Origin of the sequence: Streptomyces sp. NPDC035033 (genome assembly GCF_040636735.1) — a bacterium.
Taxonomy (GTDB): Bacteria; Actinomycetota; Actinomycetes; order Streptomycetales; family Streptomycetaceae; genus Streptomyces.
This window is the reverse complement of record NZ_JBEZUZ010000064.1, coordinates 1-17,292: the sequence shown is the minus strand read 5'-3', so window position 1 is coordinate 17,292 and position 17,292 is coordinate 1. Positions and strand designations below refer to the sequence as shown.

The following is a 17,292-nucleotide window of genomic DNA, read 5'->3' as shown; positions in this document are numbered from 1 at the left end:
GCGGCACTCAGAGTGCCGCCCCTCTCACCCAGGGGTCACGCCGGACGGACCCGCCGTCCGTCCGCGTCGCCCGTCCACGCGTCCGCTCAGCGCCCGTTGAACGCGTCCTTCAACCGCGAGAACAGGCCCTGCTGCCCCGGCTGACCGTGCTTGCCCGGGGGACGACCCCCGGACCCCCAGCAGCGCGGGCCCACCCGCTCAGCGCCCGTTGAACGCGTCCTTCAGCCGCGAGAACAGGCCCTGCTGTCCAGGCTGGAACTGGCCCGTGGGGCGCTCCTCGCCGCGCAGCTTGGCCAGTTCGCGCAGGAGGCGCTCCTGCTCGGGGTCGAGCTTCGTCGGGGTCTGGACCTCGACGTGGACGATCAGGTCGCCGCGCCCGTTGCCCCGCAGGTGCGTGATGCCCCGGCCGTGCAGGGGGACCGACTGACCGGACTGGGTGCCCGGGCGGATGTCGATCTCCTCCAGGCCGTCGAGCGTCTGGAGCTGCACCTTGGTGCCGAGCGCGGCCGCCGTCATCGGGATGGTGACCGTGCAGTGCAGGTCGTCGCCACGCCGCTGGAAGACCTCGTGCGGGGTCTCCTGGATCTCGACGTACAGGTCGCCGGCGGGGCCGCCGCCGGGGCCGACCTCGCCCTCGCCCGCGAGCTGGATCCGGGTGCCGTTGTCGACGCCGGCCGGGATCTTCACCGTCAGCGTGCGGCGGGAGCGGACCCGGCCGTCGCCCGCGCACTCGGGGCACGGGGTCGGGACGACGGTGCCGAAGCCCTGGCACTGGGGGCAGGGCCGGGAGGTCATGACCTGGCCGAGGAAGGACCGGGTGACCTGCGAGACCTCGCCGCGGCCGCGGCACATGTCACAGGTCTGCGCGGAGGTGCCGGGCGCGGCGCCCTCGCCCGAACAGGTGGTGCAGACGACGGCCGTGTCGACCTGGATGTCCTTGGTGGTGCCGAAGGCCGCCTCGTTGAGGTCGATCTCCAGGCGGATCATGGCGTCCTGGCCGCGGCGGGTCCGCGAGCGCGGTCCGCGCTGCGAGGCCGTGCCGAAGAAGGCGTCCATGATGTCGGAGAAGTTGCCGAAGCCGCCGGCCCCGAAGCCGCCGGCCGCGCCCGCGCCGCCGGAGGCGGAGAGGGGGTCGCCGCCGAGGTCGTAGACCTGCTTCTTCTGCGGGTCCGACAGGACCTCGTAGGCGGCGTTGATCTCCTTGAACCGCTCCTGCGTCTTCGGGTCCGGGTTGACGTCCGGGTGAAGCTCGCGGGCGAGGCGGCGGAAGGCCTTCTTGATCTCGTCCTGGGAAGCGTCGCGGCGCACGCCGAGTGTGGCGTAGTAGTCCGTGGCCACTTACGACTCCGCCAGGATCTGTCCGACGTAACGTGCCACTGCGCGTACCGCTCCCATCGTTCCGGGGTAGTCCATGCGGGTCGGTCCGACCACGCCGAGTTTGGCGACTGCCTCGCCGCCCGAACCGTAGCCGACCGAGACGACGGACGTGGAGTTCAGCCCCTCGTAGGCGTTCTCGTGCCCGATGCGTACGGTCATGCCCGATTCCTTGACCTCGCCGAGGAGCTTGAGGAGCACGACCTGCTCCTCGAGGGCCTCCAGGACGGGCCTGATCGTCAGGGGGAAGTCGTGTCCGAAGCGGGTGAGATTGGCGGTGCCGCCGATCATCAGCCGCTCCTCGTGCTCCTCCACGAGCGTCTCCAGGAGGGTCGCGAGCACGGTCGAGACCGTGGCGCGGTCCTCGGACTCCTCGAAGGACTCGGGGAGGTCCTGCACCAGCTGCGGCACGTCGGCGAAGCGACGGCCGCCGACCCGGCTGTTGAGCCGGGCCCGCAGGTCGGCGAGGGAGGTCTCGCCGAAGGGCGCGGGGCAGTCGATCACCCGCTGCTCGACCCGCCCGGTGTCCGTGATGAGGACGAGCATCAGCCGGGCGGGGGCCAGCGACAGCAGTTCGACGTGCCGGATGGAGGAACGGGTGAGCGAGGGGTACTGGACGACGGCGACCTGCCGGGTCAGCTGCGCGAGCAGCCGCACCGTGCGGCCCACGACGTCGTCGAGGTCCACCGCCCCGTCGAGGAAGTTGTGGATGGCGCGCCGCTCGGGGGTCGAGAGCGGCTTGACGCCGGCCAGCCGGTCCACGAAGAGGCGGTAGCCCTTGTCGGTGGGGATCCGGCCGGCGCTGGTGTGGGGCTGGGCGATGTACCCCTCCTCCTCCAGCACCGCCATGTCGTTGCGCACGGTGGCGGGCGACACACCGAGCTTGTGGCGCTCGGTGAGCGCCTTGGAACCCACCGGCTCCTCGGTCCCGACGTAGTCCTGGACGATGGCGCGCAGCACCTCGAGTCTGCGTTCGCTCAGCACGCGCACACCTCCCGTTCCGCCGTTCCGGTTGCTCCGCTTTTGGCACTCGCCCTGTCCGAGTGCCAGGAAACCCCCGGCCAGTGTACGGCCGGGCCCGTCGTTCCTGGCAAGGAGGCGGACCCGCTAGCGTCGCTCCCATGGACATCGACGAGGCGGTCTGGGCGGCGCAGGGGTGGGAACGGCTCGCGGCGGGGGTGGGCCGGCGGCGGCTCCCCGGCTGGGACGCCACCACCGGCCTCGTCGTGGGAGAACGGGCCGTGCTGCTGTACGACACCGGCGCCACGCTCGCCGAGGGCGCCGGGATCCGGGCCCAGGCGGAGGCGGTCACCGGCGGCCGGCGCGTGACGCACATCGCACTCGGCCACCCCCACTTCGACCACGTCCTCGGCACCGCGGCCTTCGCCGGCGCGGAGGTCTTCGGCGCGGTCGGCACCGAGGAGCTGCTGTCCTCCGCCCGGACCCGCGAGGAGCTGTACGCGGACGCGGTGCGGCAGGGCGTCGAGGAGCGGGCCGCGGCGGAGGCGGCGGAGGCGCTGGTGGCCCCGCGCCACGTCGTCACCGGCGAGCGGACCCTCGACCTGGGCGGCCGGCAGGTCCTCCTCGCCAACGTGGGACCGGCCCACACCGGCCACGACCTGGTCCTCCTCGTGCCGGGCGACCGGGAGGTGGTCTTCTGCGGCGACCTGGTCGAGGAGTCCGGCGAGCCCCAGGCGGGCCCGGACGCGTTCGGCGCCCGCTGGCCCGACGCCCTCGACCGCCTCCTCGCCCTCGGCGGCGAGGACGCCCTGTACGTCCCCGGTCACGGCGCGGTCGTCGACGCGGCGTTCGTCCGACGCCAGCGCGATGAACTGGCACGCCGCTTCCGGGTGTCGTAGCGTCCCCGGAATGCGCAGCTACGACCCGGATCTGACGCCCCCCTGGAAGAAGCGGGCCCCCGTGCCCGAGGTCCCGGCCGACCCCGACCTGGTCGTGGAGGAGGTCTCGACGGGCTTCTGCGGGGCGGTGATCCGCTGCGAGGCGGGCACGGTGACGCTGGAGGACCGCTTCGGCAAGCACCGGGTCTTCCCGCTGGAGCCGCGCGGCTTCCTCCTGGAGGGCCGGGTCGTCACCCTGGTCCGCCCCGCGTCCGGCGGGCCGGCGCGCCCCGCCCGTACGGCCTCCGGCTCGATCGCCGTGCCCGGCGCACGCGCGCGCGTGGCGCGGACGAGCCGCATCTACGTGGAGGGCCGCCACGACGCCGAGCTCGTCGAGCGCGTCTGGGGCGACGACCTGCGGATCGAGGGCGTGGTGGTGGAGTACCTGGAGGGCGTCGACCGCCTCCCGGAGATCGTCGCCGACTTCGCCCCGGGCCCGGACGCCCGGCTGGGCGTCCTCGTCGACCACCTGGTGCCGGGCTCCAAGGAGTCCCGGATCGCCGCCGAGGTCACCTCGGAGCACGTCCTGGTCGTCGGCCACCCGTACATCGACGTCTGGCAGGCGGTGAAGCCCTCCGTCCTCGGCATCCCCGCCTGGCCGGAGGTCCCCCGCGGCCAGGACTGGAAGACCGGCACCTGCCGGGCCCTGGGCTGGCCCGCCGAGAACACGGGCGCGGTCTGGCAGGCCATCCTGAAGCGCGTCACGTCCTACAAGGACCTGGAGCCGGCGCTCCTGGGCCGCGTGGAGGAACTGATCGACTTCGTGACGGCGGGCTAGCGGGCCGGGGCCGCGGCCCCTCAGTCGACCAGGTCCCGCACCACCGCGTCCGCCAGCAGCCGCCCCCGCAGGGTCAGCACGGCCCGCCCGGCGGCGTACGGTCCCGCGTCGAGCAGCCCGTCCTCCAGCGCCTTCCGCGAGGCGTCGAGTCCCGCCGGCTTCAGCAGCCCCAGCTCGACCCCCTCCCGCAGCCGCAGCTCCAGCAGGATCCGCTCGACCCGCCGGTCCTCGTCGGACAGCACCTCGCGCCCGGCCCCCGGCGACCTCCCGGCCCCGAGCGCCGCCGCGTACGCGCCGGGGTGCTTGACGTTCCACCACCGCACCCCGCCCACGTGCGAGTGGGCGCCGGGTCCCGCGCCCCACCAGTCGGCGCCGCGCCAGTACAGCTCGTTGTGGAGGCACCGCCCGGCCTCGGAGGTGGTCCAGTTGGACACCTCGTACCAGGAGAACCCGGCCTCCTCGAAGGCCGCGTCGGCGATCAGGTACCGGTCGGCGTGCACGTCGTCGTCGGTCATCGGCACCTCGCCGCGCCGGATCCGCCGCGCGAGCTGCGTCCCCTCCTCGACGATCAGGGCGTACGCGCTCACGTGGTCCGGCCCGGCCCCGATGGCCGCGTCGAGCGAGGCCCGCCAGTCGTCGTCGGACTCGCCGGGCGTGCCGTAGATCAGGTCCAGGTTCACGTGCTCGAACCCGGCGGCGCGCGCCTCCGCGACGCACGCCTCCGGCCGTCCGGGCGTGTGGTTCCGGTCGAGGACCTTCAGCACGTGCGGCCGGGCGCTCTGCATGCCGAAGGAGATCCGGTTGAAGCCGCCGGCCCGCAGTTCCGCCAGGTAGGCGGGGTCGACGGACTCCGGGTTGGCCTCCGTCGTCACCTCGGCATCGTCCGCGAGCCCGAACTCGTCCCGGATCGCTCCCAGCATGCGCACGAGGTCGCCGGCGGCGAGCAGCGTCGGCGTGCCGCCGCCGACGAACACCGTCCGCACCGGCCGCGGGTCGTCCCCGAGCACCTTCCGGGCGAGCCGGATCTCCTCGGCGACCTGCCCCGCGTAGTTGTCCCGCGAGGCGAGCACGCCCCCGGCCCCCCGCAGCTCGCTCGCGGTGTACGTGTTGAAGTCGCAGTAGCCGCACCGCGTGGCGCAGTACGGCACGTGCAGATAGAACCCGAGCGGCCGCTCCCCGGCCCCTTCCAGGGCGCGCGCGGGCAGCGCCCCGTCCTCGGGCATGGGCTCACCATCGGGCAGTACGGAAGGCATGGGGTCCATTGTCCCGCACCGCCCGGGGTGACCCCCGTCCCGACGGGATCAGGCCTCGCGCGACCCGGCGTACATCTCCTCGATGAGGTCCTTGTACTCGCGCTCGACGACCGGGCGCTTCAGCTTCAGGGAGGGGGTGAGCTCGCCGTGCTCGATGTCGAGGTCGCGCGGGAGCAGGCGGAACTTCTTGATGGTCTGCCAGCGCTGGAGGCCCTCGTTGAGGCGGTCCACGTAGCCCTGGATCATCTTCTCGGTCTGCGGGGCGGCGACGACCTCGGCGTAGGACCTGCCCGCGAGGCCGTGGTCGGCGGCCCAGCCGAGGAGGGCGGGCTCGTCGAGGGCGATGAGGGCGGTGCAGTAGTTCCGGTCGGCGCCGTGGACGAGGATGTTGGAGACGAACGGGCAGACGGCCTTGAACTGGCCCTCGACCTCGGCGGGGGCGATGTACTTGCCGCCGGAGGTCTTGATGAGGTCCTTCTTGCGGTCGGTGATCTTGAGGTAGCCGTCGGCGGAGAGCTCGCCGATGTCGCCGGTGTGGAACCAGCCGTCGGCCTCCAGGACCTCGGCGGTCTTCTCGGGCAGGCCGTGGTAGCCCTCCATGATGCCGGGGCCGCGGAGCAGGATCTCGCCGTCGTCGGCGATGCGGACCTCGGTGCCGGGGAGCGGCTTGCCGACGGTGCCGGTGCGGTAGGCCTCGCCGGGGTTGACGAAGGAGGCGGCGGAGGACTCGGTGAGGCCGTACCCCTCCAGGATGTGGATGCCCGCGCCGGCGAAGAAGTAGCCGATCTCGGGGGCGAGGGCGGCGGAGCCGGAGATGCAGGCGCGCAGCCGGCCGCCGAAGGCCTCGCGGATCTTGGCGTAGACGAGGGCGTCGGCGACCTTGTGCTTGGCGGTGAGGCCGAAGGGCGCGGAGGCGGTGCCGGTGCGGCGGAAGTTGTCCTGGGTGGTCTTGGCGTACTCGCGGGCGACGCCGGCGGCCCACTGGAAGATCTTGTATTTGGCGCCGCCGCCGGCCCGCGCCTTGCCGGCGACCCCGTTGTAGACCTTCTCGAAGATGCGGGGGACGGCCGCCATGTAGGTCGGCTGGACCACCGGCAGGTTCTCGATGATCTTGTCGACGCGGCCGTCGACGGCGGTGACGTGGCCGACCTCGATCTGGCCGGAGGTGAGGACCTTGCCGAAGACGTGGGCGAGCGGCAGCCACAGGTACTGGACGTCGTCCTGGGTGACGAGGCCGGTGGCGGCGATGGCCTTGGCCATGTACGACCAGTTGTCGTGCGGGAGGCGGACGCCCTTGGGGCGGCCGGTGGTGCCGGAGGTGTAGATGAGGGTGGCGAGCTGGTCGGCGGTGATCGCGGCGACCCGCTCCTTGACCGCCTCGGGGTGCTTCTCCAGGTGGGCGGCGCCGCGCTTCTCCAGGTCGGCGAGGGTGAGCACCCACTCGTCGGAGGTGTCGGCGCCCTCGGGGTCGACGACCACCACGTGGTGGAGTCCGGGCAGCTCGGCGCGGCGCTCGACCGCCTTGGCGAGCTGGGCGGCGTCCTCGGCGATGAGCACCTTGGACTCGGAGTCCGCGAGGATGAAGGCGGACTCGTCCGCGTTGGTCTGCGGGTAGACCGTGGTGGTCGCGGCGCCGGCGCACATCACGCCGAGGTCGGCGAGGATCCACTCGACCCGGGTGGCGGAGGCGAGGGCGACCCGCTCCTCGGGCTGGACGCCGAGGTCGATGAGGCCGGCGGCGATGGCGAAGACGCGCTGCGCGGCCTGCCCCCAGCTGAGCGACTTCCAGTCGTCCGGCCCGGTGCCGGAGGCGGCGGGGACCGGGTGGCGGTACGCCTCGGCGTCCGGGGTCCGCTCGACGCGTTCGAGGAAGAGTGCCGCGACGGAGGGCGGCCGGTTCTCGATCTGGGTCTGGTTGTCGCTCACGTCGTCCTCCGGGCGGCGGCGGTGCCTGTTGGCGGTGCGGTGGTCGGTGCGGCGACTTCTCGCCGCACCCACAACTACGGATGCGTAACTAACTCACGAGTAACCTACGGGGGGCTTCAGATTAGAGGGCCGCGGTCCGGTACGTAAGGGCCTGTGGATAACGAACGGGTCCGCGTGCCGTCGGCACGCGGACCCGTTCGTGTCGTCCGAGCTGACTACTTCTTGGCCTTGCCGCCGGACTCGTCGCTGGAGAGGACGGCGATGAAGGCCTCCTGCGGGACCTCCACCGAGCCGACCATCTTCATGCGCTTCTTGCCTTCCTTCTGCTTCTCCAGCAGCTTCCGCTTCCGGGAGATGTCACCGCCGTAGCACTTGGCGAGGACGTCCTTGCGGATGGCGCGGATGGTCTCGCGGGCGATGACCCGGGAGCCGATGGCGGCCTGGATGGGCACCTCGAAGGCCTGCCGGGGGATGAGCTCGCGCAGCTTGGCGACGAGCCGCACGCCGTACGCGTACGCCGCGTCCTTGTGGGTGATCGCCGAGAAGGCGTCCACCTTGTCGCCGTGCAGCAGGATGTCGACCTTGACGAGTGAACTGCTCTGCTCGCCGGTGGGCTCGTAGTCGAGGGAGGCGTAGCCGCGGGTCTTGGACTTCAGCTGGTCGAAGAAGTCGAAGACGATCTCGGCGAGCGGCAGGGTGTAGCGGATCTCGACCCGGTCCTCGGAGAGGTAGTCCATGCCGATGAGGGTGCCGCGGCGGTTCTGGCACAGCTCCATGATGGAGCCGATGAACTCGCTGGGGGCGAGGATCGTGGCGCGGACGACCGGCTCGTAGACCTCGCTGATCTTGCCCTCGGGGAACTCGCTCGGGTTGGTGACCGTGTGCTCGCTGCCGTCCTCCATGACCACGCGGTAGACCACGTTGGGGGCGGTGGCGATGAGGTCGAGGCCGAACTCGCGCTCCAGGCGCTCGCGGATCACGTCGAGGTGGAGCAGGCCGAGGAAGCCGACGCGGAAGCCGAAGCCGAGGGCGGCGGAGGTCTCCGGCTCGTACACCAGGGCGGCGTCGTTGAGCTGGAGCTTGTCGAGGGCGTCGCGCAGCTCCGGGTAGTCGGAGCCGTCCAGCGGGTACAGACCGGAGAAGACCATCGGCTTCGGGTCCTTGTAGCCGCCGAGCGCCTCGGTGGCGCCCTTGGACTGGCTGGTGATCGTGTCACCGACCTTGGACTGGCGGACGTCCTTCACGCCGGTGATGAGGTAGCCCACCTCGCCGACGCCGAGGCCGTCGGCCGGCAGCATCTCGGGCGAGTTGGTGCCGATCTCCAGCAGCTCGTGGGTGGCGCCGGTCGACATCATCTTGATGCGCTCGCGCTTGTTGAGCTGCCCGTCGACGACACGGACGTAGGTGACGACGCCGCGGTACGAGTCGTAGACGGAGTCGAAGATCATCGCGCGGGCCGGGGCGTCGGCGTCGCCGACGGGGGCCGGGATGTCCCGGACGACGCGGTCGAGCAGCGCCTCGACGCCCATGCCGGTCTTGGCGGAGACCTTGAGGACGTCCTCGGGCTGGCAGCCGATGAGGTTGGCCAGCTCCTCGGCGAACTTCTCGGGCTGCGCGGCGGGCAGGTCGATCTTGTTGAGGACCGGGACGATGGTGAGGTCGTTCTCCATCGCCAGGTAGAGGTTGGCGAGGGTCTGCGCCTCGATGCCCTGCGCGGCGTCGACCAGCAGGATCGTGCCCTCGCAGGCGGCCAGCGACCGCGAGACCTCGTAGGTGAAGTCGACGTGCCCGGGGGTGTCGATCATGTTGAGGATGTGCGTACGGCCCTGGTCGGGCCCCTCCGTGGGGGCCCAGGGGAGCCGGACCGCCTGGGACTTGATCGTGATGCCGCGCTCACGCTCGATGTCCATCCGGTCGAGGTACTGGGCGCGCATCTGCCGCTGGTCGACCACACCGGTCAGCTGGAGCATCCGGTCGGCGAGCGTGGACTTGCCGTGGTCGATGTGCGCGATGATGCAGAAGTTGCGGATCAGAGCCGGGTCGGTACGGCTCGGCTCGGGCACGTTGGTAGGAGTCGCGGGCACGCAGGGTTCTCGTCTCGGGCGGTGTTCGGAACGGGTACGTAGACCCCATCGTCCCATGCCCGCCGCCGGGCGTCCGGTTCGGGCGCTCCCACTCCCCGTTTGGGCGGCCGCGAGGGCGCCTGATACCGTGGACAGCTGTGTCTCGTGTGCCCTCTCAGCTGCGCGGCACATACCTGAAGAAACATCGAACCTGTAAAGGCTCTCTCAGTGGCGAACATCAAGTCCCAGATCAAGCGGAACAAGACCAACGAGAAGGCGCGCCTGCGCAACAAGGCCGTCAAGTCGTCGCTCAAGACCGCGATCCGCAAGGCCCGTGAGGCTGTCGCCGCCGGCGACCTCGAGAAGGCCACCGTGGCCGCCCGTGCCGCCTCGCGTCAGCTCGACAAGGCCGTCTCGAAGGGTGTCATCCACAAGAACGCCGCCGCCAACAAGAAGTCGGCGCTGGCGCTCAAGGTCGCCTCCCTCCAGGGCTGAGTCCGGATCTTCTGATCTCAGGCTGTACCCGGCCGTACGGGACCCAGCGGACCCTCTCTACCGCTCCCGCCCGGCCCCCCGGCCCGTACGCGAGACGCGTTCGCCACGCGTGTACGGACCACCCGGCAGTACGACGAAGGCCCCGGCCGCTCCTTCCCCAGGAGCCCCGGGGCCTTCGCCTTGCCCGAGAACCCCGGGCCTCCGCCTCACCGGGAGCCCCCGGGTTCTCGGCCACGGGGCGCCGCACCGGGGGCGGGCCGGCCCCGGCGGGGCGGGGTTCCGAGGCCCCCAACAAGGGTCCCGGGAACCCCGGCGGGGTTTCAGGGTCCCCGGCAGGGTTCCGGAGTCCCCGGGAAGGGGACGGGCCCACGGGACGGCGGTGGCGGGGTGGGGCCCCGGGCAGCGGCCCGTCGGCGGACCGCACCGCCCCGCCGACAGCGGCCGCGCCGGCCGGGCGGGCGGGCCCGCGCCGTGCTCAGCGCCCCCCGCGACCCGATCTGGCCGCTCGCGCCACCGCGACGACCGCCTTCTCCAGGGCGTACTCGGGGTCGTCCCCGCCGCCCTTCACCCCCGCGTCCGCCTCCGCGACGGCCCGCAGGGCCACGGCCACCCCGTCCGGGGTCCAGCTCCGCATCTGCTGCCGGACCCGGTCGATCTTCCACGGCGGCATGCCGAGCTCGCGCGCCAGGTCGGCGGGCCGTCCGCCGCGCGCGGTGAGCAGCTTGCCGATGGCCCGTACGCCCTGGGCGAGGGCGCTGGTGACGAGGACGGGCGCGACGCCGGTCGACAGCGACCAGCGCAGTGCCTCCAGGGCCTCCGCCGCCCGCCCCTCCACGGCCCGGTCGGCCACGGTGAAGGAGGAGGCCTCGGCGCGGCCGGTGTAGTACCGCCCGACGACCGCCTCGTCGATCGTGCCGTCGACGTCCGCCGTCAGCTGGGTGACCGCGGAGGCCAGCTCCCGCAGGTCGCTGCCGATGGCGTCGACGAGGGCCTGGCAGGCCTCGGGCGTGGCGGACCGCCCGAGGGTCCGGAACTCCTGCCGGACGAAGGTCAGCCGCTCCGCGGGCTTCGTCGTCTTGGGGCAGGCCACCTCCCGGGCCCCCGCCTTCCGTGCCGCGTCGAGGAGCCCCTTGCCCTTGGCCCCGCCGGCGTGGAGGAGGACGAGGGTGATGTCCTCGACGGGCGCGTCGAGGTAGCCCTTGACGTCCTTGACGCTCTCCGCCGAGAGGTCCTGCGCGTTGCGCACGATCAGCACCTTGCGCTCGGCGAAGAGCGAGGGGCTGGTGAGCTCGGCGAGGGCCCCGGGCTGGAGCTGGTCGGAGGTGAGGTCCCGTACGTCGGTGTCGGCGTCGGCGGCCCGCGCGGCCGCCACCACCTCCCGCACGGCACGGTCGAGGAGCAGGTCCTCCTGGCCCACGGCGAGCGTGACGGGGCCGAGGAGGTCGTCGCTGGAAGTCTTTCTGGTGGCCATCGCGGTCCAGCATCCCACGCCCCGCCGACAGCGGACCCCGGCCGGGGGCGGGCGGCGCCCCGGGCGAGAATGGCCGGGTGAGCGAACGACACGTACTGGTGCTCCCCGACCGCGACGCCGCCGAGGAGGTGGCCGAGGAGCTGGCCGGCCGCTTCGGGGTGGCCGAGGAGCCGCAGCTGGTCCGGGACGCGCTGGCCGGCGAGGACGACGCCGAGGACGCGCAGTGGCTGGTGGTGGTCGAGGACCCGGAGGGCCGGCTCGACCCGGCGGCGCTGGACGCCTTCGCCGCCGAGTACGAGGGGTGGCTGGAGGCCCCGTAGGGGCGCGGCGGCTCAGCCGGTCTTCGGCACGATCTGGACGTCCAGGTCGATGGCGATGCTGGAGCCGACCGCCGCGATCCCCCGCGCCAGGAGGGTCTGCCAGGTGAGGGTGAAGTCCTCGCGGTGGAGCTCGGTGGTGGCGCGGCAGGCGCAGCGCGTCTCGCCCTCCAGGCCGCTCCCGAGGCCGAGGTACTGGGTGTCCAGGGTGACGGTCCGGTTGACGCCGTGGAGGCTGAGCGCGCCGGTGACGTTCCAGCGGGTGCCGCCGCGGTGGGTGAAGCGCTCGCTGAAGAACTCGATGGTCGGGTGGACGCCGACGTCGAGGAAGTCCCCGGACCGCAGGTGGTCGTCGCGCATCTGGACGCCGGTGTCGATGGAGGCCGCGTCGATGACGACGTGCATCGCCGAGTGCTCCATCCGGTCGGCGATCCGGATCGCCCCGGCGAAGCTGTTGAACCGTCCGTGGATGCGGGCCAGTCCGATGTGCCGGGCGGTGAAGCCGATCTGGGAGTGGGAGGGGTCGATCTGCCAGTCGCCCGGCTCGGGCAGCGGCGGCTGCGGGGCGACCTGGAGCAGGACGTCCCCGAGGTCGGCGTGGGCGCCCTGGTCGACCACGACGGCGGCGTGGTGCGGCGTGTAGCCGTCGGAGGTGACGGCGATCCGGTACTCGCCGGCGGGAACGGTGGCGAGGAGGGTGCCGTACGGGTCGGTCTCCCCGCCCAGGACCCTGCGGCCGGCCGTGTCGGTGAGGACGAACTCGGCCTGCCGCAGCGGCTCGTGCACGGGGTCGAGCACCCGGCAGCTCACCACCCCGGCCGAGGCGGGCACGGCGACCCCCGCCAGGGCACCGCCCCGGCCCGCACCGCCGTTCCCCCGCTTCCCGAAGAGACCACCGAACATCCTCAACGCACCCCCGTGCGACTCGTTCACCATGCAACGAATCCGCATTCGATCACCCCTGGGGCGTTCGAGGCAAACGCGGTCTTCTTACCGACGAGTCCGAATTGAGGATTCCGGCTACGGGTTCTCCTTCCCGCCGCCCCGTTCGGCCCGCCCGTTCCCGCCGTCCCGTACGGCCGGTCCGGCCGGCAGCTCGTCGAGGACGATGCCGAACAGCTCCCGGTACGCCTCGCGCAGCTCCTCGTCCGTGCCCAGTTCCCGCACGGTCCGCTCGCCGGCCACGGTCCGGTAGAGCTTCCGGCCGCCGATGCTGACCCGGCCGTCCTCGGTGAGCAGCGAGCAGATCACGCCGCGGGTGAAGTGGGACTCGGGCGAGGTCCGGTGGTACCAGCAGCCGGCCGCGAAGTCCGCGAGCGCCCGGGGCCGCCGCTCCAGCCGGTACTGCGGCGTGCCGTCCCGCACCACGTCGAGGTCCCCGTCCGCCCCCGGCGCCTCCCGGATCACGAAGACCCCCGCCGGGTCGGCCTGCTCCCCGCGCTCGTCGAAGGCCAGCGGGTGGTGGCTGTGGTCGCCGAAGCCCACGTCGGCCAGCCACCGCCGGCCGTCCGCGGTCTCCACCAGCAGCGCCATGTGGTCGTACGGGATCCCCACCCGGCCGTCCGGTCCGAGGACCCGCGCCTGGAGCAGCTCGACCCGGTAGCCGAGCGCCCGGAGCAGCGCGGCGAACGCGGTGTTCAGTTCGTAGCAGAAGCCGCCCCGCCGGGCCGTGGTCACCTTGTCGACCAGCGCCTCCTCGTCGAGGACGACGTCCTGTCCGAGGTGGAGGGACAGGTTCTCGAAGGGCACGGACAACAGGTGCCGCAGATGCAGTTCCCGCAGCGCCCCGGCGTCCGCCCGGTCCGGCCGTACGGCTCCGATGCGCTTCAGGTACCGGTCCACCACCGCGTCCGTCAGCCCCGCGGGCTTCTCCTGATCGCTCATGGGGGCAGTCTGCCCGCTCGCCGCGCCTCACGGGGCGGTGACGGCCGGCTCCCTTTCCCGCGTGGGCAGTTCGCGCATGCGCGGAAGGGGCGAGGGCAGCAGCCAGAGGACCGCGAAGACGGCGCCCACGGTCGCGATCCACAGCGTGGGGCGGAGGCCGAGCACGCTGCCCAGCACGCCGCCGGTGAGGGCGCCGAGGGGGCGGAAGCCGTGGTTGAGGGTGCGGAAGGCTCCCATGACCCGGGCCCGCATGGTGTCGGGTATGAGCGCCATCTGGAAGGACCCGGCGGCCACGTCGACGATCATCACGCCGGCGCAGGACAGGAACTCGGCGGCGAACAGGACGCCCACCACAAGCGGCAGCGGCCCGTCCGCGGCGGGTATGAGGACCAGCGGCAGGGTGAAGCCGAGGAAGCCGGCGACGAGGGAGCCGCCGATGCCGATCCGGCGGACGACCGCCCCGCTGCACAGCGCGCCGAGCAGTCCGCCGACGGCTCCGGTGCCGAGGACCAGGCCGAGCAGACCCGCGCCGAGGCCGAGGTCCTTGGTCACGTAGAGCACGAAGAGGGTGTGGAACATGTAGTTGAAGAACTGCACGGTGCCGGAGGCGGCGAAGAGCGCCCGCATCGACGGCTCCCGCACCACCCAGCGCACGCCCTCCGTGAAGTGCCCCTTGGCCACGGGTGCCGGGGCCGGCTCGTCCACCCGCACCTTCGCCAGGCAGCCGGCCGACACCAGATAGGTGAGGGCGTCCGCGAGCAGCGCCACGGGGGCGGTGAGCACCTGCACCAGCACGCCGCCGATGCTGGGCCCGGCCAGCCACGCCATCGAACGGCTGCCGTTCACGAGCGAGTTGGCCTGCACGTAGCGCTCGGCGGGGACGAGGGACGCGAAGACCGTGGAGTTGCAGACCTCGAAGAGCACCGACAGGGCGCCCACGCCGAAGGCGACCACATAGAGCTGACCGAGCGTCAGCAGGTCGAAGGCGTACGCGACGGGCAGGGTGAGCAGCAGCGCGGCCCGCCCCAGATCCGTGGCGATCATGATCCGCCGACGGTTCGCCCGCCGGTCGGCCCAGGCCCCGAAGGGCAGGTTGAGCAGCAGGGCCGGGAGGAGTTCCAGGGTCTTGAGCCAGCCCATCCGGGCCGCGTCGGCGCCGAGCACGAGCACGGCGGCGAGCGGCAGGGCCATGAGGGAGATCTGGTCGCCGACGAGCGAGACCGTCTGCCCCGTCCAGTAGCGGCGGAACGTCCGCTCCCGCAGCAGCGCCGGGACCCGCGCGGTGAGGGCCATGCCTGTCACTCCTTGCCGTCGTCGGTGTCCGGGTCCAGATAGGCGATCTTCAGGAAGCTGACGGGCTGCGCTCCGGGCGGCCGGCGGGCCGGGTCGTCCTCCCGGTCCGCGTAGGCCCGGAGCATTTCGTCGATCCGTTCCCCGAGGTCGGCGAGTTCCCCAGGGGTGAGGTAGACGAGGGCGTCCCCGAACAGCTCGGCCTCCCGCCACTCCTTCGACACGCCCGACCGGCCCTCCAGGACCTTGGCGAACCGCCCGAAGTAGCGCTCGGCGACGGCCACGTTGAGCTCGTCGGTCGCCTGGGCGACCGAGGGGTCGTCGCTGTAGCCGGGCCATTCGGTGTACCGGGCGGTGGCCCGCCAGGGCTTCTCCCTGCCGCGCCCGCCCGGCGCCTCCTCCACCAGCCCGTACTTGGCGAGTATCCGCAGGTGGTACGAGCAGCTGGCCACCGATTCGCCGGTCAGCTCGGCGGCCCGGGTGGCGGTGAAGGGCCCGTGCCGGCGCAGCAGCCCGACCAGGGTCATGCGCAGGGGGTGGGCGTAGGCCCGCAGGGCCCGGGGGTCGGTCAGCCTGACGCTGTGGGGCTGCTCGCCCCCGGGGGGTGGCGCGCTGTTCTCCGGCATGATCTAAAGCTATCTATAGAAAGACTCCTTTACAAGGGTTTCTTTACAAGCACTGCTTTACAAGCACTTCCTCACAGGGGCGCGCTCCCTCCCTTCGCCACGGCCACCAGCTCCCTCCCGGCCCCCGCCACCGCGATCGCCCCGTCCCGGTCGGTCCGCAGCACCCGGGCGCCGCCCGCCCCCAGCGCCGCCAGCGTCCGGGGCGAGGGGTGGCCGTACGTGTTGCGCCCCGTCGACACCAGCGCCAGCCGGGGCCGCGCCCTCGCGGTCAGCCCCGGGTCCTGGTGCGCGGATCCGTGGTGCGCCACCTTCAGCACGTCCACCGCGCCCAGCTCCGGATGCGCCCGCGCCAGGGCCCGCTGGGCCGGGGGCTCCAGATCGCCGAGCAACAGCACGCTCACCCCGCCCGGCCCCCGCACCAGCAGCGTGACGCTCGCGTCGTTCGGCCCGCCGCCGCCCGGCGGCCCCGGACCGGCCGGCGGCCACAGCACCCGCCACTCCAGCGCCCCGACCCGCCGCCGCTCCCCCGGCTCCGCCCGCACCACCGGCACCCCCGCCTCGCCCGCCACCCGCCGGACGAACTCCGCCTGCCCGGGCGGCTCGTCGAGGCCCGTGGTCTGGATCGCCGCCACGGCCCGCCCCCTCAGCACCCCCGGCAGACCGGCCACGTGGTCGGCGTGGAAGTGAGTCAGCACCAGCAACGGCACCCGCTTCACGCCCAGTTCGCGCAGACAGCGGTCCACCGCCGCCGGGTCCGGCCCGGCGTCCACCACCACCCCCGCGTCCCCGCCGGCCGCGAGCACCGTCGCGTCCCCCTGCCCCACCTGGCACATCGCGAACACCCAGCCGGGCGGCGGCCAGCCGGTGACCCAGCGCGCCAGCGGCACCGGTCGCGCCACCACGAGCACGAGGAGCACGACCACCCCGATCACCGGCCAGGTCCGGTGCCGCAACCGCCGCACCCCGGCCACCGCCGCGACCGTGACGAGGGCCAGCGCCGCCCCTCCCCACCAGCCGCCGGGCCACGCCAGCTCCGCCCCCGGCAGCGCCGCGCCCGCCCGGGCCACCCCGGCGATCCAGCCGGCCGGCCAGCCCGCCACCCACGCGAGCCCCTCCGCGCCCGCCGCCCACACCGGCGCCACGGCGAGCGCCGCGAAGCCGAACACCGTCGCGGGCGCCACCGCCAGCTCCGCGAAGAGGTTCGCCGGAATCGCCACCAGGCTCATCCGGCCCGCGAAGACCACCACGACCGGCGCGCTCACCGCCTGCGCCGCCAGCGCGGCGGCCAGCGCCTCCGCGAGCCGGCCCGGCACCCGGCGCCGCCGCAGCGCCTCGCTCCACCCCGGCGCCACCACCAGCAGCGCCCCGGTGGCCAGCACCGACAGCAGGAAGCCGTAACTCCGCGCCAGCCACGGGTCGTACAGCACCAGGACCAGCACCGCCGCGGCCAGCGCCGGGATCAGCGACTTCCGGCGGCCGGTCGCGACGGCCAGCAGCGCGACCAGCCCGCAGGCCGCCGCCCGCAGCACGCTCGGATCGGGCCGGCACACGACCACGAAGGCCAGCGTGAGTCCCGCCCCCGCCAGGGCGGTCCCGCGCAGCGAGAGCCCGATCCGGGGAGCGAGCCCGCCCCGCTCCACCCGCCGCGCCCGCCCCGGGCGGCCGACGAGCAGGAGCAGCACGATCGAAAGGTTGCTCCCGGAGACGGCCAACAGGTGCGTGAGGTCGGTCGCCTCGAAGGCTTCCCGCAGCTCGGTGCCGATCCGGGAGGTGTCCCCGACGACCAGGCCGGGCAACAGCGCCCGCGCGTCCGGGGCGAGCCCGTCCGTCGCCTCCCGCAGCCCCGCCCGCAGCTCGCCGGCGGTCCGCTGGAGCGCGCTCGGCGGCCCCACGATCCGCGGCGGCCCCGCCCCGGCC

15 protein-coding genes are annotated in these 17,292 nt (G+C 73.2%); 4 read left to right on the top strand and 11 right to left on the bottom strand.

Features of this window, described 5'->3' with window-relative positions; genetic code table 11:
* Nucleotides 1-198 precede the first annotated feature (198 nt).
* Complete coding sequence (dnaJ, locus tag AB0E83_RS24010) at nucleotides 199-1,338, bottom strand: molecular chaperone DnaJ (RefSeq protein ID WP_362115413.1); 1,140 nt, start codon at nucleotides 1,336-1,338, stop codon at nucleotides 199-201.
* Nucleotides 1,339-2,358: a heat-inducible transcriptional repressor HrcA gene (hrcA, locus tag AB0E83_RS24005; RefSeq protein ID WP_362115410.1), complete on the bottom strand. Its 1,020-nt coding sequence runs from the start codon at nucleotides 2,356-2,358 to the stop codon at nucleotides 1,339-1,341. It lies immediately after the preceding gene.
* 137 nt (nucleotides 2,359-2,495) lie between these two features.
* Here hrcA and AB0E83_RS24000 point away from each other — a divergent pair, with 137 nt between their 5' ends.
* Together AB0E83_RS24000 and AB0E83_RS23995 are read left to right on the top strand one after the other, a co-directional pair.
* On the top strand, nucleotides 2,496-3,233 hold the full coding sequence (locus tag AB0E83_RS24000) for an MBL fold metallo-hydrolase (protein ID WP_362115407.1): 738 nt from the start codon (nucleotides 2,496-2,498) through the stop codon (nucleotides 3,231-3,233).
* Between the two features lie 10 nt (nucleotides 3,234-3,243).
* Entirely contained in the window at nucleotides 3,244-4,050 is an 807-nt protein-coding gene (locus AB0E83_RS23995; RefSeq protein ID WP_362115404.1) for a DUF3097 domain-containing protein, read from the top strand.
* A gap of 20 nt (nucleotides 4,051-4,070) precedes the next feature.
* Here AB0E83_RS23995 and hemW read toward each other — a convergent pair whose 3' ends face one another.
* From hemW to lepA, 3 genes are all read right to left on the bottom strand, one after another.
* On the bottom strand, nucleotides 4,071-5,312 hold the full coding sequence (gene hemW, locus AB0E83_RS23990) for a radical SAM family heme chaperone HemW (protein ID WP_362115401.1): 1,242 nt from the start codon (nucleotides 5,310-5,312) through the stop codon (nucleotides 4,071-4,073).
* A gap of 39 nt (nucleotides 5,313-5,351) precedes the next feature.
* Complete coding sequence (locus tag AB0E83_RS23985) at nucleotides 5,352-7,229, bottom strand: long-chain fatty acid--CoA ligase (protein WP_362115398.1); 1,878 nt, start codon at nucleotides 7,227-7,229, stop codon at nucleotides 5,352-5,354.
* 215 nt (nucleotides 7,230-7,444) lie between these two features.
* Nucleotides 7,445-9,313 carry a translation elongation factor 4 gene (gene lepA, locus AB0E83_RS23980; protein WP_362115395.1) on the bottom strand — a complete coding sequence of 623 codons (1,869 nt, stop codon included), beginning with the start codon at nucleotides 9,311-9,313 and terminating at the stop codon, nucleotides 7,445-7,447.
* A 207-nt stretch (nucleotides 9,314-9,520) separates the two neighbouring features.
* Here lepA and rpsT point away from each other — a divergent pair, with 207 nt between their 5' ends.
* A complete protein-coding gene (gene rpsT, locus AB0E83_RS23975) occupies nucleotides 9,521-9,787 on the top strand; it encodes a 30S ribosomal protein S20 (RefSeq protein WP_123452213.1) in 267 nt (88 codons plus the stop codon).
* Between the two features lie 475 nt (nucleotides 9,788-10,262).
* On the opposite strand, the gene holA is transcribed toward rpsT, so the two are convergent.
* Entirely contained in the window at nucleotides 10,263-11,258 is a 996-nt protein-coding gene (holA, locus tag AB0E83_RS23970) for a DNA polymerase III subunit delta (protein WP_362115391.1), read from the bottom strand.
* Between the two features lie 77 nt (nucleotides 11,259-11,335).
* On the opposite strand from holA, the gene AB0E83_RS23965 reads away from it, so the two are divergent.
* Nucleotides 11,336-11,578 (top strand): hypothetical protein, encoded by a 243-nt coding sequence (locus AB0E83_RS23965; protein ID WP_362115388.1) that lies wholly within the window; start codon nucleotides 11,336-11,338, stop codon nucleotides 11,576-11,578.
* A gap of 12 nt (nucleotides 11,579-11,590) precedes the next feature.
* Here the strand turns inward: AB0E83_RS23965 and AB0E83_RS23960 are convergent, their stop codons facing one another.
* The 5 genes from AB0E83_RS23960 to AB0E83_RS23940 all read right to left on the bottom strand — a co-directional run.
* Nucleotides 11,591-12,478, bottom strand: a complete 888-nt coding sequence (locus AB0E83_RS23960) for a YceI family protein (protein ID WP_362115385.1) — start codon at nucleotides 12,476-12,478, stop codon at nucleotides 11,591-11,593.
* Nucleotides 12,479-12,595: 117 nt separating this feature from the next.
* Entirely contained in the window at nucleotides 12,596-13,459 is an 864-nt protein-coding gene (locus tag AB0E83_RS23955; protein WP_362115382.1) for an arylamine N-acetyltransferase, read from the bottom strand.
* A gap of 27 nt (nucleotides 13,460-13,486) precedes the next feature.
* Nucleotides 13,487-14,752 carry an MFS transporter gene (locus AB0E83_RS23950; RefSeq protein WP_362115379.1) on the bottom strand — a complete coding sequence of 422 codons (1,266 nt, stop codon included), beginning with the start codon at nucleotides 14,750-14,752 and terminating at the stop codon, nucleotides 13,487-13,489.
* A 5-nt stretch (nucleotides 14,753-14,757) separates the two neighbouring features.
* Complete coding sequence (locus AB0E83_RS23945; RefSeq protein WP_362115376.1) at nucleotides 14,758-15,375, bottom strand: helix-turn-helix domain-containing protein; 618 nt, start codon at nucleotides 15,373-15,375, stop codon at nucleotides 14,758-14,760.
* 71 nt (nucleotides 15,376-15,446) lie between these two features.
* On the bottom strand, nucleotides 15,447-17,292 hold a 1,846-nt coding region (locus AB0E83_RS23940; protein ID WP_362115373.1), incomplete at its 5' end, for a ComEC/Rec2 family competence protein.